Here is a 15,538-nt window from a genome sequence, read left to right as displayed (position 1 = left end):
GCGAGTCACGCAGCGGCGCAGCGACAGATGAGAAAAACACGGCAACAGGCGCAGGAAACGCGCAATCAGATTCTCGACGCGGCCGAGCGGGTATTCGCCGAGCGTGGCGTCGCGCACACGTCGCTGGAAGATGTGGCGGCGCGCGCGGGCTTCACGCGCGGCGCGATTTACGGGCATTTCCGCAACAAGGGCCAACTGTTTATCGCGGTGACGAATCGCGTGATGCTGCCGATGGAGATGCTGGTCGCGGCATCGGTCGATCCCGTCGAGCCGGACCCGCTTGGTACGATCCGGCGGCTTCTGGTTTTCTGCCTCGGCAAGGCGGTGGTCGAGCCGCACAGCCGACGCGTGTTCGACGTGCTGTTCACGAAGTGCGAGCACACCCGCGACATGGATCTCGTCTTCGATCGGCAACGAAACGCCGCGCGCAACGGACGGGAGCAACTGGAACTTGCATTGCGTAACGCGATTGCGAGAGGGCAATTGCCGCCTGACCTGGACACGGTGCGGGCGTCAGGGGTGGTGCCTGCTTTTATCGGCGGCGTGCTGCGGGACTGGCTGCTTGACGAGGGGGCGATCGTCCTTCCAAGAGACGCGGAATATCTCGCGGATGCATGCCTCGGCATGCTGCGGCATTCGCCTTCGTTGCGGCAGCGGTGTGACGACGTTCATCCGGTTGAGTGATTCGTTTGGGTTGCGTTACCGTCAATCAAGGTTGCGATGCCTGATCTGGATTCGCGGGTAGTTCAATTAGGGGGCAGGCCATCGACCTTGCAAGTCTTCACCCAACATTGATCTTGCATATGTTCACTGCCCGATCGCTTCACGCTTCCCACTCAATCGATTCCTTGAGCACCGCCAATGGCATCCCCCCAATGATTGTGTTCGGCTGACGGTGTTTTCCTGTCACCGTGCTAGTCGCCGCCACGACGATGTTGTCGCCAATTTCAGAGCCTTTAAGGACGGTGCAGCGGCATCCGAACCACACGTGATTTCCGACTAGTATCGGCCGGGCATCGTTCACGACTTGCCGATCGACCATGATCTTGTGGAAGTCGTTGTCCATGAACATGCACTCCCACGAAATCAGTACGTCCGATCCAAACTTTATCTGACGATTACAGATAATCTGGCTCTCGGCTGTCATCACAAAGTTATTGCCCAATACGAGTTCGCCTCCCACGTGTATCCGGGAGCCGTGGCCGATATGGGCGGTTCCTTCAAAGGTGACTTCTCCATCGACACACCACATTGTCCGTGAACGATGTTGATCGAATGTGTAGACCTCGCCGAAACCGATCTGGATCATGCCGCGTGTCAGCGGCGCATTGATGTGCACCTTGCCTTTCGTCAAGAGCAGGTACGTATTGCTGGAGACAGCAAACGGCAACTTTATCGCCTGTGAGAAGGGCAAATAGCGAAAATTGAAATAGAGGGTCTTGGGGATGCTGCGAAATCTCAACCAGGCTTTCTCGATGCGATTCATGGTTTGATACGTTATTAAATTGTTATCTGCCGATGGCGGCCATTCGTACAATGCACCGCCACCGCGCGCTGTTTGACGGGCGCTTCGTTCGATAATTATACGGACCATCCTTGCAGAAGCCCGGTGGCGACTTGTCCGGGTTGAAAACAGGCGCGCGTGAATCAGCGGACGATCTTCATCATCCGGTCGCCGAGCAAAATGCCCAGAGCGGTCATCTGTTTTCCGCGCAGCAGTTGACGGGTTTCCCATTCAGCGAGCGCAGAGTCGATTGTTTCGCCGTTTCTTTGCGCCGACAGCAACGCGAGCGCCAACGCGTGCGCATTGGCCGCCGCCTTGGCCGTGCTGCCCGCCGTGTGCGGACGCGGAACCGAAGCCGCGTCGCCGAGCAGCAGCGCCCGGCCAAACACCATCTTCGGTACGAGCAGATCGACAATGGGCTGCATGAACGGCTCGACGGTGGCATCGACCAGTGCGCGGAATGTCGGCCCCATCATAGTCGTTGCGTCGTCGCGAAGCTGCGCGATATCGGCGCTTTTAGTCGAGCCTGGCGGCAACGAGAACGAGCGCTGAACGCCATCCCGGTCAACCAGTAACTGACCGACTGCCTCGCGGCTGTATTTGCGATACCAGACCCAGTTCCAGCGACGCTCACCGGCTACGGTCGAGTCGTCTTCGCCCGGAATCAGATAGGCGAGTCCCGAATGGCCGTCGCCTTCCTGAAACGAAAAGCGCTCGCGCAAGGTGTCGGCCGCGTGCATCGGCAAAGCGGGTTCGTCGACAAGTCCGCGCCACGCTACGTAGCCCGCGTAGACGGGGAAGATGCCGGGCAGCAGACGCTCCCGCAGCGTCGAGCGGATGCCGTCGGCGCCGATCAGCAGATCCGCCTGCTCGCTGCGTCCGCTTTCGAACAGCGCGACGATCTGCTCGCCATCCACGCGAAAATCGACGAAGGTTTCGCCTGCATGCAGGTGCTGTTGCGGCAGCGCGTTTTTCATCGCGCGGTAAAGCAGGCTCCACGAAGTCTGCGTTTGCGGCATGTACATTTCCTGCACGCGATTGTCCTCGCGGTCCAGATAGATGCGATCGCCCGATGGCACGCCCGGCGGATCGGGCAGCGCGACACCGGCAAACTGCAATGCGCCTAGCACGTCCGGTTGCAGCACGACACCGCCGCCGCGGCTTTCAAGCTGGTTCGGCGAAGCTTCGAACACGTCGACCTGCCAGCCGGCCGCTCGCATCGTGGCGGCGGTGACCAGGCCGCCCAGCGAGCCGCCGATCACGACGGCGCGAGGTTTCTTCAGAGTGCTCATGCTGGCTCCTCAATGCTGCTGAACGCAGCGCATGGAAGAAGACCACTGGCGTTTGCACGCCGCTGATCGGCTTGTCGTCGACGAGCGTGGCCGCCCGCTCACGGGCTGCGTCGAGCTTGTCTATGTCTTGTCGTCGGTGGAAAACAGTGAGGCGCGAACCGCGTCCCCATTAAAACCCTGTTTCGTCGCGATCGCAATCGGTGTGTCGAGCGCGCCGATGTCGCGGCTTGCGGGGAACCAGGCGGAGTAGACGACGGGATATAGCGCGGCCATTTGCGGTGCTTCGTCGTGCTGCTGCTCGAATTGCATCCGACGATGCGCGAGGCGCGTTGCCCGCTGTTCAGATCGACCGGCTACGGATCTCGTAGTTAATTATCGAAGCCGGTCGTTGCATTGCCGCGTTACTTCCCCCGGGAACCGGAGCGTTTTTCGCTGAGCGCCTTGACGATGACTTTCGTCGGCGCGCTGGTCGTCAGGCGGGCGATGTCCTCGAGATGAACCCAGCGGCATCTTGCAATTTCGTTGCTCGCACGAGCTTTGGCCCGCTTCGAGACATCGCAGGAAAAAACGTGATGGTGTTTCTGCGCACCGCGATATTGGAAGAGATATTTCGCCGACTTGCCCGAAAGGCGTGTCTCCTCTTTAAGCTCGCGCAGCGCGGCCGCCGACAGATGCTCACCGTGCTTGAGGATGCCACCCGGCAACGCCCATTTCGATTGACGTCTTGCGACCAGCAGAATTCGCTGGCCTCGTCGACAGATAACAGTGGCTCGTTTCCTCAAGTGCGCTCCGGTAATCTTTCTCTATACGATTTGAGAGGCGGGGGTGCCCTGGTTGTGGTTCGTAGTGTACCGAATGCGAATTTTGACGGGGAAGAAAAAGAGCCTGTTCGTCGCGTCTTTTCCACGGGTTTGAACGGTTTTTTATCGCGTACCTGAAGTCCGGTTAACGCACCTTGCCGAAGCGTAGAAATTGCCGGAGTGCCGCGCCAAAGTACGACGCCCCCGAATCTGCTGACGATGGCGGCTGCGCGTTATCGCGTGAGAGCGCTGGAAGCGCAGTCCAGGGCAGCGTCGGATAACGGTGATGCAACTGATGCAAATGATGATTCATCAATATCGGGCGCCAGAGGGCAGGAACACTGAAATTCCGCGCGCGTTGAGGTTCGTCGAGCGAGACGTCGTAGTGTGGCAGGTTGTCGGCGAGCGAAAGCCACACGCCCCGCAGATACATCGTCGCGACAAGCGCGGGCCACCACTTGCCATAAAGATGCAACGCCAGCACGTGCACGCAAAGCGAAAGTATCCAGTCGCGCCGGATACGGCGACGCCGATCCACGTTAGTCGCGAAGCCGACGAACAGACGTTGCACATCGCTACCCGACGGACCATCGGCGCCGATGCTCCGCGCGACTATTCGCGCCGCGAATGCGGGTGGCAGAAAAGCCAGAAGCGGAATGGCAAGTTCCGCTACATAGAGTCCGCCCAGCAGACGCAAGGTGTAGGCCAGTCGCGCCGCGATCCGGTTCGTTGCGAGGTGGTGCACATCCGGTTGATCGTACGGTTCACGCGTAAATCGATGATGCATCAGATGACCGAAACGCACTGCATCGAAAGGCAGCCAGTAGGCGATGGCGAGCGAGCGGCCAAGCAACTCATTGAGTCGTCGTGTGCCGAGCAACTGGCCATGAATCGCCTCGTGGATCAGGCCCCAGTGAGTCGGCGCGGATAGAACCAGAGGTAACGCGAGCCATAGAGCCGCGGCGCCGTAGCGTGTCAGCAGATACGGCCATACGATGAACAGCAGCACAATGGAAACTGCGACCGCACACAACAGGATCAGGTTAGCCCTTAGATCAATCGCGATGCGCTGCCGGATGTGTGGCGCGTGCTCCGCGTTCGGCGTGTTTGAAAACGTCTTCGCGGATGTCTGTAAGTCCATCGTGGTCCCGTCGAGAATGATTTTTCGCCGCAGACATTAGCAACGCATCGTGACAATGTGACGGCTGATTCCGCCATACGCCACGGCACAGACAGGCGCAGACGCGCACAACCCTGTGCCGCGGTTGTTGCACCGCCAAACCGCTGCGCTCACCCGAACCTTTCCGCAACTTTCCCTGCTTGCCCGCATGCTGTTTTTCGATGCGGCCGAGAATGACTATGAACGGCCACCCGGCCGCTCGACGCAGAGCTTGTCGGCGACGCCATAGCACCTATCATTGTTCGTTGAATCTCGTTGCGGCATGGCACGTGACGCGCGATCGTACCTGGTCGTACCGCTGTTCCTGAACCGACATTTTCTGACGCGTAACGTCTGTGGCCGAGGATGCACGCGCGAAGGAGCGGGCAATGGAAGTAAGCACTGGTATAGGCAATCCGCGTCACCACGAAACAATCGTCGTGGCCCGGATGCCCGAGCTTGTCGAAGACAGCGTCACCGCGGCGCAGGCCGAAGGCGTCGAACTCGTCGTGATCAGGCACGCGGATGCAATCACCGTTTTCGAAGGCCGGTGTCCTCACCAGGGCACGCTGTTGTCGGAAGGATCGATCCGCGATGGCGTGCTGACCTGTCGGGGACATGGCTGGCAGTTCGAATGCGGGTCGGGTTGCACGCAGGGTCATGGCGGTATGCGTCTGCAAAAGTTCGGTACGCTGCTCGACGGCGCCGACGTGCGGGTCGATAGGGATGAGTTGCTTAAGTGGAAAGCCACGCACGCAAGCGCAGGTACGCCGCCGCCGACCGCGCCGCACGCGGTCCGTTCGCTGGAACAGCTTCCCGGCCCCAAGGGAATTCCGCTTCTGGGCAACCTGCTTCAACTGCATCCCACGAAATTGCATCTCACGCTGGAGGAGTGGTGCCGCGAGTTCGGGCCAATTTATACGTACAAGCTGATGCATCGCCCGTTCGTCGTGATCGCCGATCCCGAGCTGGTGAATCAGATCCTGCGTGACCGGCCGAAAACCTACAGGCGCTGGAACGCGATCGAAAATATCTCGAAGGAGGTCGGGATGAACGGCGTGTTCTCAGCCGAAGGCGACGCGTGGCGCAGGCAGCGCTCGCTGGTCGCGCAGGCGTTGAACCCGGCTCATCTGCGAAGCTTTTTTCCGACGATGTGCAAAGTGACCGCGCGCCTCAAAGCACGCCTCGACAAAGCGGCGCGTGAACACCGGACGGTGGATATCCAGAAGGACCTGATGCGCTATACCGTCGACGTGACGACGAATATCGCCCTCGGCTACGACATGAACACACTGGAGTGCGAAGGCGATGTGATCCAGCGGCATCTCGAATGGATGTTTCCAATGCTCAACCGCCGGATCAATTCGCCGTTTCCCTATTGGCACTATTTCAAGCTCTCCGACGACAGGGAACTCGATCGCGCAGTGAAGGCGCTTCGCGAGATCGTCGGCGGATTCATTAGCGACAGTCGTGCGCGTATGGCGCGCTCACACGAACTGGCATTGCGTCCGGCCAACTTTCTGGAAGCCCTGATCGTCGCTCAGGAAGACGGCGTGGCGCCATTAACCGACGACGAGGTGTTTGCTAACGTATTTACGATACTTCTGGCCGGAGAAGATACGACGGCGAACACGATCGCCTGGATGACCGATTTCATGTGCCGCTACCCCGCGGTCCAGCGGCGCATGCAGGACGAGGTCGACTCGCTGTTGGGGCAGGCGGCCTTCGTCGAAGAATTCGGCGATACCGACCGGCTTGCGTTTCTCGACGCCGTCGCCAACGAAACCATGCGGCTCAAGCCGGTTGCTCCGCTTCTGGCTCTCGAAGGCAATCGCGACGTGATGATCGGCGACGTCGAGGTGCCGGTGGGGACCGTCATCATGCTGCTGATGCGTCATTCGGCGCTGGTGGACGCAAGCGCTGCCGCTGCCGGGGGCGACTCGTTCGCTCCCGAACGCTGGCTCTCCGGCGACGATGCCGCCGCGCGCCATCGTGCCGGTTTCGTGCCGTTCGGGTCCGGGCCTCGCCTGTGCCCCGGGCGCAGCCTTGCGCTGCTCGAAATACGCTCCGCCGTTGCGATGATCTGCCGGAACTTCCATCTGTCGGAATCCGCAGGCGCGAGCCCGGTGGAGGAGGTGTTCTCGTTTTCGATGATGCCGCGCAATCTGCGTGTCGATTTCACCGCGCGGCATTGAGCGATATCGCTCGTTCACGTCGCGAAGCTCGTACTCCATCCGGTAGCGGGACCGCCAGGGTATGCCACTCCGTCGACCCGCAATCCACGCGCATCGAGTAGCGAGAGAATGCCGCCCGTATCGACAACGAACCCGCTTTGCAGCGTGACCGACAGCGGCTGGCCCGGCGCGATGGTTGTTGCGGACAGATCGAGTGACGCGTCGGGCGTCGTGACCTTCCAGCCGGAAAGATCCAGCGGCTGTGTCGACATGTTCGCGACAACGAGCTGGCTGCTGCCGTCGGCGAGACGGTTGAGCGAGGTCAACTCGGCAAGCGGCGCGGGCGCGGGAAGCGGATTGCCCAATTTGCCGCCCGTCAGGTCGTAGCGTGGCGCTTCGAAACCGGTGGTGCCGTCCAGCGCCTGGCCGTGGGCATCGGTCTGCCAGGCCTGCGTCTGGAACGCGAGAAAGATCGCGGTGACGCGGTCGGTGGTGGTGCTGAAAAGAAAAATCGCGCCGTCATGCCACGTGCCGTTTTCGTGGAGCTTCGCGTCGATGTCGGGCGGATCGCCCTGGGCCATATGCGTGTTGTCGATGCCGAATGCTGGCGTCTCGCCGAACACGGCGTTGGTCTGACCGTGTGAAGTAGCGAACTGACTGCCGACGATGACGATGTCGTCGTTCTGATCCCGTGCGAGACCGAACAACGCCTGCAAGCGGCCGATCAGGCTGTCGCTACCCGCACTCTGACTCGGCAGAACACGCATTTTGCGCGGATCGAACAGATTGCCTTTGATGTAGTCGAGCGCGCCTGCCGCATAGGTTCGTTGCTGCTGCTTCAGACCCGGCTGCAATTCGCGCAGATGATCGACGATCGGGTGACGATAATCGTCGTCGACGAGAAAGTTGAGATAGGTCTCGGCGACGGGCGAACCCGGCGCGTCTTTCGACGACTGGATATTGACCGTGGCGAAGAACGAGTCGGAGCCTGCGTCGATCAGCATCCACAGATGAGGATTACCGGCTGGCGCGGGCTTGAAACGGTCGATTTTTCCTTTCAGGCAACTGTAGTTGATCTGTCCCATCGTCTCACTCCGTGGTGGATGTCGTGATCGAACTACTTTAGCGGCGGCAGATGTCCAACTGACGACATATATGCCGCGTAGCTCGCGTGTGGACGCGTGCCACGCGGCGCTCAACGCGCCGTTTTGCGTCGCGTTTTTCGTCGGTGCCCAGCGTGGCGACACGCGGACGGCCTGATCTTGCGGGAAGGGTCAGCGATTTTTTTATACTCGTCGATATGATATTGGTACTGCCTGGTATATTTGACGACTGACGCCACGCTCGAAACAGGTTGCCGCCTGGGTCGTTCAGTTCACCAGCCCATCATTGCTTTCCCACCCGGCAACAAAAGCCTCCAGCTTTTCGAACGCGCCGCTCCAGCCAACCCGATGACCATCGCGAGCCGCCTCGTCGAAAAACTGCGCATGCGTGAATGTCATCTCGGTGCCTGTATCGATCGGGCGCAACTGGATCGTCACGAGAGAGCGCCGCTCCGGCAGCGTGACCCACTCCCATGTAAAGACGAGTTTGCGATCAGCCTCGACCTGCCGGTATTCGCCGCGGCAGTCGTGCGTTTCGCCGTCCAGAGTCTGGAACACCACGCGAAAACTGCCGCCCACGCGCGGATCGGCTTCGGCGCTCAGCACCGGTCCGGCATCGGGACCCCACCAGCGCGTCATCAACTCGGGACGCGTCCAGGCCGCGTAGACCTTCGCTGGGGACGCCTTCAAATACCGCACGATCGTCAGACTGGGCTTGCTTTCGCTCATTCGTCTTCTCCTTCGACAAAGTCGGCGAGCCGGTCGAGACTCGCGGACCAGAAGCGCTCATAGCGCGTGAGCCACGCCATTGCCTCCTGCATCGGAGCGGCGACGAGTTCGACCGATACGGTCCGGCCGCTCTTCGTGCGCGCGATCAGGCCGGCATCGCTGAGCACGTCGAGATGCTTCATCACCGCCGGCAGCTTGAGCGGCAGCGGACGCGCGATATCCGTCACCGACAGGCCGGGCTCACGCTCCAGCCGCGCGAGAATGGCCCGCCGCGTGGGGTCCACGAGGGCGGAAAACGTACGATCGAGTTGACTGACTGGAGACTTCGCCATATGGTGAACAGTAGGGCGCTCGATGAGCGGCGTCAAGTTTTTGTGTGGATAGGGAGATGCGTCGCAGCGCTCTCGCAAGGCCGGCTAGTCCAGCTCCGCTGGCCCGGCGGCGAAGCGATCATCAAACAGACCCAACGATGAACACACCGCCAATCACCGTCTACTCATCGGCCCGGCTGCGTTTGCCGCGTTGACGGGCTAACGTCAAAAAAGCGCGCACCGCCCCCGAGCTTTCATCCACGCGACTGATTCTCATCAGGTCCATCGACAATCCAGGCAGATCGAGCGGTTTGTAGACCACGCCCGGGAGCGTTATCTGCGCGATCGGTTCGGGCACGAGCGCAATGCCGAGTCCCGACGCCACGAGCGCGAGGACGCTCAGCGTGCTGGCAGCCTGATAGGTGACCTCTGGCGGGCCGTCGAGCACCTGGCGCAACGCGTGAACGAGGCTTTCATCGGCGTCCTGAGCGGCATAGACAATCAGGGGCGCGGCTTTCAGCATGCGGGCAGTCAGGCGTTTCCTGCCGACCAGTGGATGATCCCCCGGCAGCGCGACCAGAATTCGCCATGCGCCGATCGACTCGTAGATCAGGCGCTCGTCGCGAGCGATGCCCGGATCGGGCGTGTAGCCGATATCCAGCTGACCCGCGACGACGGCGTTCGCCTGCAATTGCGGGGCCATTTCCCGCACGATCAGATCCGCGTCAGGATACGTGCGATGAAACGCCCGCAAATCGTGGATCAGTTTGCCGCTGAACACGGCGTTGCCCGCGAAGCCCACCCTGACGCTGCCAGTCTCGCCGCGTATCGCGCGCTGTACGGTGAGCCGCGTGTGTTCCGCCTGATCGAGCGTGCGACGCGCCTCTTCACGCAGCAGCAAGCCGGCTTCCGTGAGTTCGACCCGGCGGCTGGTGCGCAGGAACAGCGGGCCGCCCAACTCTTCTTCCAGCGCGCGAATCTGCATGCTCAACGCGGGCTGGACGATGTTCAGGCGGCGCGCGGCGCGTCCGAAATGGCCCTCTTCGGCAACTGCAAGAAAGTAGCGCAGGTGGCGTAAATCCATCATCGACCTCGGCAATCAGTTTTTATGATCAATCGTTCATTTCAATCTATTTGATTTAGCAGTCATTGTGGACGATTCTTGAAGCCATGCGCACGCTTCGCGCCCTAACCACGAAAGGAAAATTCATCATGCAAACCCTTGAAGACCGTATGCAGATTACCGACCTGATCACGGGCTGGATGCATCGCGACCTCGGCGAGTGGGATCAGCTACGCGGCCTGTTTCATCCCGACGGCGTGATCGAGGTGACGTGGTTCGAAGGACCATTTGCCGATTTCATCGCGGGGTCCATCAAGATGGGTGCGTCGGATCTCCGAACCAAGCATCTGATCGGCACGCCTGTGGTGAGTTTCAACGGCAGCAAGGCGATCGTGGAAACGAACGCAGTGATCATCGCGGATAACGTTCGGCTGGATCTGGGCTGCGAGACGCACAACCGTTTTTACGATCTGGTCGAAAAACGCGACGGCTTGTGGAAACTGGTTAAACGGCAGAGCGTTTATGACATGGGGACGTTTACTTTCCCTCGCGGTCCCGTGGAAATCGACCGGGACGTGGTAGCGAAATATCCGCGTGAATACGCTGCATTGGCCTATCTGCTGGAAAAAGGCGGCTTTCCTGTGCAGCGTGTCTTCGCGACTCGCGGGAGCGAGCTGGAGCGCGAAATGAAAGCGGGCGGACAACGTTGGCTTGCCGCGTAAGAGGCTGATTCATCCGCATGGTGCGATGCCGCTTTTAAAGCGGCTCAAGCAGCTCGAGCGACAACGATTGTGCTGTCGCTCGAGTGACCAGGGCTTGCATCAAGCCGTGGCGGCTTCTTGCCCTGCGTCGATTTCAACTTCGACTTCGACGCCCAATTGCGACGCGAGATCCGCGACGAGAGCGGGCAAGTCGGCAAGCTTTTTCACCGCACCGAACACATAGTAATCGGGCCGCACGATCACGGCCTTCACACCGTGCTCGTTGAAGAAGCGCTGATATTTGGCGCGCCTGTCCAGCAGCACGCGGCCCGCCACCGCCTTGCCGATGTCCGTAGTGATGCCGATAGTCCGCGCCCCGATGCGTGCGAGCGACGCCTGCGCAACGGCGTCCAGATGCGACTCGGGGTCCGCATCGATTGCGATGACGTGAAAGCCGTTCGGCAGTACATTGTCGAAGCGCATTTCCTCGCCGTCGTTCTCGATCTGGCTGTGCACGCTCAGCAACCCGGCAACGGTATCGACGGAAAAATTCTTCTGCCTGCAGATCACGCCATCGGCGAGGCCGGGGAAGGGCGGCAGCGGCGGCACATTGCCCGCGAGATACGCGGCGTCGCGGCGCGCGGCTTCTTCAGGATCGGAAATGCACACCACCTGGCCCATTGCAATCGACGCATCGATCACCGCACGCACTTGCGGCCGACGCTCCGGCGTATAGCTTTCCAGCAGACCCGATGGCGCGATTCCCTTCAGGATCAGATCAAGACGCCACGCGAGATTCCATGCGTCGCGCAGGCCGGAACACATGCCCTGGCCCATGAACGGCGGCATCTGATGTGCTGCATCGCCGGCGAGCACGACGCGGCCGCTATGCCAGTTCTGCGCAAGCAGGGAGCGGAATGTGTAGACCGCGTAGCGCACCAGCGTCGCATCGTCGGGCGTGACCCACGGCTTCAGTAGCTCCCAGACCTTCTCCGGCTTCTGCAATTCGTCGAGCGTTTCGTGCGGCAGGCGCATGAATTCCCAGCGCCGATAGCCGGGGCCGCCGGGCACCATCGTCGTCGGCCTCGCGGGATTGCACCATTGGCCGATGTCCGGCACATCGAGTTTGACGCCCTCATTCGGCTTCAGATCGATCACGAGCCAGTCTTCCTGAAAGCCCAGGTCTTCGAAAGCGATGCCCGCCGATTTGCGCACGAAGCTGTTCGCGCCGTCCGCGCCGATCACGTAGCGCGCGCGTACGGTTTGCGTTTCGCCGGTCGGCGTCCACACGCTTTCGATCATCGATCCCTGGCGCAACGTCACTTCGCAGCAGTCGGCGTGCTGATGCAGCGCCGTCGCTTCCCAACCCTGTTGCACGCAGACGCTGGGCAGCGACTTCGCCTTGCTGTCGAACAGCGCTTCGAGCGACGGCTGGTTGAACAGGTAGCCGACCGGGCCATCGCTGATCGATTCCGCCGACCAGTCGATTTCGACCAGTGTCTTCCAGTCCGCGTTGAACCATTGATACATCGCTGAAGGTTGCGAGATCTTTTCGACTTCTTGACCGATACCCATCGCGTGAAAGACGCGGCGGATTTCGTGATCGTGGAACACGGCGCGCGGCAACGGATACAGCGCGGGCCAGCGATCGAACACCGCGACGCGGTAGCCGCGTTCGCCGAGATGAATCGCCAGTGATTGACCGACAGGTCCGTATCCGACGATGACGACATCAAGAATATTCTGGTCAGTCATTTGAGTTCACCTGCTAAAAGAGAGCGAGTTTTTCCCTGGCGCCAGTCGATCTGGCTGCCATGCGATCAAGAAAACGAACGAAAGGACACTTGGCCCTTGGGCCTTACTTCATCGACCGGATGACCGGTCGGGACGGTAAATCAGCGCGACGCTTCGTAGTTGTGCACGAAGTCATCCGGTACCTGCGGCCCCCACAGATAGAGCGAGTCTTCCGGCGGAAAATCACCTGCTGGCCATGCGTGCCCGGCCGAGACGAAATCGATATCCGCCGAGTATTCACAGAACGAACCCCACGGGTCCTGGACGTAGTGGAAGTAGTTCGATCCCAGCACGTGGCGGCCGGTGCCCCAGCCCTTGCCGAAGCCGGCCGCCTGCATTTGCGACGCGCCTTCGCCGACCATGTTGACGTTCTCCACGTCCCACGCGGCGTGATGCCAGCCGCGCGCGTTGCTCTTCGCAAAGGCGACCAGATGGTGGTCGCTGCCGTGCGGCGCGTGCGTGAACGCAATGATGTCGATCGACTTGTCCGACAGACGCAAGCCGATGGCGTTCGCGTAGAAATCGAGCGCGCGGAGCACATCGGGCGTGAACAGCAGAACATGCGAAAGGCGGCGTGGTTTGACCTGCGTTGCAGAGGATCGCGTATGCGAGCCGCGTTGGTCGGCGGCGCTGCCGGTGACGACGCAGGGCGTCTTTGCCGACGGACTGGTTTTGGGGCCGATCTTTACCTGAATCAGGTTGCCATCGGGATCGTGAAACCAGAGTCCGGCGCGATTGCCTGCAGGGCCGTCGACGATCTGCGCCGCGCTTGCCCGCACCTGAGCCGCGATGGCGGCGAAGTCTGCTTCGAAGCAGTTGAAGCTCAGATAGGCGAGCGATTTTCTGGACGCGGGCAGCACTCGCGCCCAACGATGGCCGTCGGCGGCCCGCAGTTCGAGTTCGCGCGCTTCGTTGCCGCACGAGGTCACGTCGAGTCCGAATGCGCCGAAGAAGCGTTCGGCCTCGTCGAGGGAAGGAACGTTCAGCGCGAAGTGATCGATTGAATGAACACTTGCGACGGTACGCACATTTGCTGGATCAGCCATGGTCGTCTCCATTGATGATGTGTTGCGCGGGCTCTGAGGCCGCTTGCCTGCCCGGTATTCCCGGGCAGATACAACGGACGTTATTTACGCTTTGACTTCGTCTACGATCACGTTCTTCAACGTGCCGATTTTTTCGACGCTCACTTCGCACACGTCGCCGGCTTTCATCAGCAGTTTCGGCGTGCGCGCCCAGCCGATACCCGACGGCGTGCCGGACACGATGACGTCGCCCGCTTCCAGGGTGATCGCTTCGCTGATGATGCTGATCAGGCTCTCCACGTCGAAGACCATTTCGTCGGTGCTGGCCGATTGCACGACTTCGCCGTTCAGACGCGTTTCAAGGCGCAAGCCTTTTACCCCCGGCGGCAACTCGTCTGCGGTGACAAGGTCGGGGCCGAATGCGCCGGTGCCGTCGAAGTTTTTGCCGACTGTCCATTGCGGCGTTTTGAATTGATACTCGCGCACCGAACCGTCATTGAACACCGAGTAGCCGGCCACGTGAGAAAGCGCGTTTTCCTTCGAAATATGCCGGCCGCCCTTGCCGATCACCACCGCGATTTCGCCTTCGAAATCGAGGCCTTCGGAGTCAGCCACGGCCGGACGCACCATCGGCTGATCGTGAGCAATCAGGCTCGTGTTGACGCGGAAAAACAGCGTGGGATAGTCGGGCTGCGCATACTTGCTTTCCGACGTGTGATCCGCGAAGTTCAGGCCGACGCAGATGATCTTCGGCGGCCGTTGCAACGGCGGCAGGAACTTCAGATCCTTGACCGCGACTTTCTCGTCACTGGCGTGCTGTGCTGCGTAGTCGCGCAGATTCACACCCCGTGCAAGCAGCGATTCGAGCGTTTCATGGCCGATTACGCGCACCTGCTCACCGTCGCGGATACCGAGTACCGCTTTTCCATCCTGCTCGAAACTGATGAACCGCATAGCTGTCTCCTGAAGATTTTCGTGCCTGATTCAACGCACCACAATCAAAATGACGAATTTGTCATTTCGTATTCTAGTAGAGTTGACACATTCGTCAACGTGAAAAAGCTCGGGATAAACCCGCATGCGGCTGCTGGTAAAATTCGGGTTGAATCAATGGAAAACACAATGGAAGAGCTACCACCGGTCGAAGACCATCGCACGCGTGTCGGCGCCATGCGTCGGGAGAAGACGCGTAACCGCCTGCTTGAAAGCGCGCTCGTGGTGTTCGCGGAGAAGGGCCCGGACGCGCCGATGATCGACGACTTCATCGCTGCTGCCGGAGTCGCGCGGGGCACGTTCTACAACTACTTCCGCACGACCGCGGACCTGCTGTCGGCGGTGGCCGGCGAGAGCAGCGACGAGGTGCTGGCGGTCATCGATCCGCTGGTGCGCGGAATCGCAGATCCAGCTCAGCGCGTCGTGATCGGCTCGCGGTTGTATATGCGCATGGCGTCGCGCTATCCGCTGTGGGGGGCGTTCATTACGCGCGTCGGCACCAAGCGCGGATCGCGCGGGCGTCTGCTCGACGAATACCTGACGCGAGATCTGCAACTCGGATTGGAAGAGGGGCGTTTCAAGGTCGCCGACGTGGTCGTGGCCCGTGATATCGCACTGGGTTCGATCCGCTATGGCATTGAAACCCTGCTATCCGAAGATGCCCCGGCCGATTACACCGAGCAGTCGATGTGCGCTCTGATGCAGGCGTTCGGCATTCCCGCGGAAGAAGCGCGCGCGCTCGCCTATGCGCCGATTGCCGATTGTCCGGAACCGCGCGGCGCGATCTTCGAGCGGATTGGTCGTGGGCGTGAGGTGGGTGCGCTGGATTAGCGCGTGGGGTGAGAGTAAGCCCATTTTTTTGAAGTTGCCTCCCCGGCAACACGGCCGGG

16 protein-coding genes are annotated in these 15,538 nt (G+C 60.7%); 4 read left to right on the top strand and 12 right to left on the bottom strand.

The window, feature by feature from the left end; translation table 11 throughout:
- The first annotated feature begins 27 nt into the window (after positions 1–27).
- Positions 28–684: a TetR family transcriptional regulator gene (locus BLS41_RS27060; protein WP_074771212.1), complete on the top strand. Its 657-nt coding sequence runs from the start codon at positions 28–30 to the stop codon at positions 682–684.
- A 139-nt stretch (positions 685–823) separates the two neighbouring features.
- On the opposite strand, the gene BLS41_RS27055 is transcribed toward BLS41_RS27060, so the two are convergent.
- From BLS41_RS27055 to BLS41_RS27035, 5 genes are all read right to left on the bottom strand, one after another.
- The gene (locus tag BLS41_RS27055) at positions 824–1,486 is read right to left on the bottom strand and encodes an acyltransferase (protein ID WP_074770437.1); all 663 of its coding nucleotides are present in this window, start codon (positions 1,484–1,486) and stop codon (positions 824–826) included.
- A gap of 161 nt (positions 1,487–1,647) precedes the next feature.
- Complete coding sequence (locus tag BLS41_RS27050; RefSeq protein ID WP_074770434.1) at positions 1,648–2,796, bottom strand: FAD binding domain-containing protein; 1,149 nt, start codon at positions 2,794–2,796, stop codon at positions 1,648–1,650.
- Positions 2,797–2,916: 120 nt separating this feature from the next.
- Positions 2,917–3,105, bottom strand: a complete 189-nt coding sequence (locus BLS41_RS27045) for a hypothetical protein (RefSeq protein ID WP_074770432.1) — start codon at positions 3,103–3,105, stop codon at positions 2,917–2,919.
- A 92-nt stretch (positions 3,106–3,197) separates the two neighbouring features.
- Positions 3,198–3,578 carry an NUDIX hydrolase gene (locus BLS41_RS27040; protein WP_074770430.1) on the bottom strand — a complete coding sequence of 127 codons (381 nt, stop codon included), beginning with the start codon at positions 3,576–3,578 and terminating at the stop codon, positions 3,198–3,200.
- Positions 3,579–3,741: 163 nt separating this feature from the next.
- A complete protein-coding gene (locus BLS41_RS27035) occupies positions 3,742–4,737 on the bottom strand; it encodes a fatty acid desaturase family protein (RefSeq protein WP_074770428.1) in 996 nt (331 codons plus the stop codon).
- A gap of 407 nt (positions 4,738–5,144) precedes the next feature.
- Here BLS41_RS27035 and BLS41_RS27030 point away from each other — a divergent pair, with 407 nt between their 5' ends.
- Positions 5,145–6,950 carry a cytochrome P450 gene (locus tag BLS41_RS27030; RefSeq protein WP_074770426.1) on the top strand — a complete coding sequence of 602 codons (1,806 nt, stop codon included), beginning with the start codon at positions 5,145–5,147 and terminating at the stop codon, positions 6,948–6,950.
- Between the two features lie 14 nt (positions 6,951–6,964).
- On the opposite strand, the gene BLS41_RS27025 is transcribed toward BLS41_RS27030, so the two are convergent.
- From BLS41_RS27025 to BLS41_RS27010, 4 genes are all read right to left on the bottom strand, one after another.
- Complete coding sequence (locus BLS41_RS27025; RefSeq protein WP_074770424.1) at positions 6,965–8,014, bottom strand: DUF2278 family protein; 1,050 nt, start codon at positions 8,012–8,014, stop codon at positions 6,965–6,967.
- A gap of 285 nt (positions 8,015–8,299) precedes the next feature.
- Positions 8,300–8,761 (bottom strand): SRPBCC family protein, encoded by a 462-nt coding sequence (locus BLS41_RS27020; RefSeq protein WP_074770422.1) that lies wholly within the window; start codon positions 8,759–8,761, stop codon positions 8,300–8,302.
- On the bottom strand, positions 8,758–9,093 hold the full coding sequence (locus BLS41_RS27015) for an ArsR/SmtB family transcription factor (RefSeq protein ID WP_074770420.1): 336 nt from the start codon (positions 9,091–9,093) through the stop codon (positions 8,758–8,760). Before BLS41_RS27015 ends, BLS41_RS27020 begins: the two co-directional genes overlap by 4 nt.
- A gap of 160 nt (positions 9,094–9,253) precedes the next feature.
- Positions 9,254–10,156: a LysR substrate-binding domain-containing protein gene (locus BLS41_RS27010; protein WP_074770418.1), complete on the bottom strand. Its 903-nt coding sequence runs from the start codon at positions 10,154–10,156 to the stop codon at positions 9,254–9,256.
- Positions 10,157–10,284: 128 nt separating this feature from the next.
- Between BLS41_RS27010 and BLS41_RS27005 the strand changes: the two genes are divergently transcribed.
- Positions 10,285–10,857, top strand: a complete 573-nt coding sequence (locus BLS41_RS27005; RefSeq protein ID WP_074770416.1) for a nuclear transport factor 2 family protein — start codon at positions 10,285–10,287, stop codon at positions 10,855–10,857.
- Between the two features lie 99 nt (positions 10,858–10,956).
- Here BLS41_RS27005 and BLS41_RS27000 read toward each other — a convergent pair whose 3' ends face one another.
- From BLS41_RS27000 to BLS41_RS26990, 3 genes are all read right to left on the bottom strand, one after another.
- Positions 10,957–12,591, bottom strand: a complete 1,635-nt coding sequence (locus BLS41_RS27000) for a bifunctional 3-(3-hydroxy-phenyl)propionate/3-hydroxycinnamic acid hydroxylase MhpA (RefSeq protein ID WP_074770413.1) — start codon at positions 12,589–12,591, stop codon at positions 10,957–10,959.
- Positions 12,592–12,731: 140 nt separating this feature from the next.
- On the bottom strand, positions 12,732–13,676 hold the full coding sequence (locus BLS41_RS26995; protein ID WP_143026371.1) for a VOC family protein: 945 nt from the start codon (positions 13,674–13,676) through the stop codon (positions 12,732–12,734).
- 84 nt (positions 13,677–13,760) lie between these two features.
- The gene (locus BLS41_RS26990) at positions 13,761–14,609 is read right to left on the bottom strand and encodes a fumarylacetoacetate hydrolase family protein (protein WP_074770409.1); all 849 of its coding nucleotides are present in this window, start codon (positions 14,607–14,609) and stop codon (positions 13,761–13,763) included.
- Here BLS41_RS26990 and BLS41_RS26985 point away from each other — a divergent pair.
- Entirely contained in the window at positions 14,529–15,479 is a 951-nt protein-coding gene (locus BLS41_RS26985; protein WP_253189765.1) for a TetR/AcrR family transcriptional regulator, read from the top strand. The two genes, BLS41_RS26990 and BLS41_RS26985, sit on opposite strands and share 81 nt — an antisense overlap.
- Positions 15,480–15,538: the final 59 nt, after the last annotated feature.

The organism is Paraburkholderia fungorum (assembly GCF_900099835.1).
GTDB classification, from domain to species: Bacteria; Pseudomonadota; Gammaproteobacteria; order Burkholderiales; family Burkholderiaceae; genus Paraburkholderia; species Paraburkholderia fungorum_A.
The sequence above is the reverse complement of the archived record's forward strand: the minus strand, read 5'-3'. Positions and strand labels throughout refer to the sequence as shown.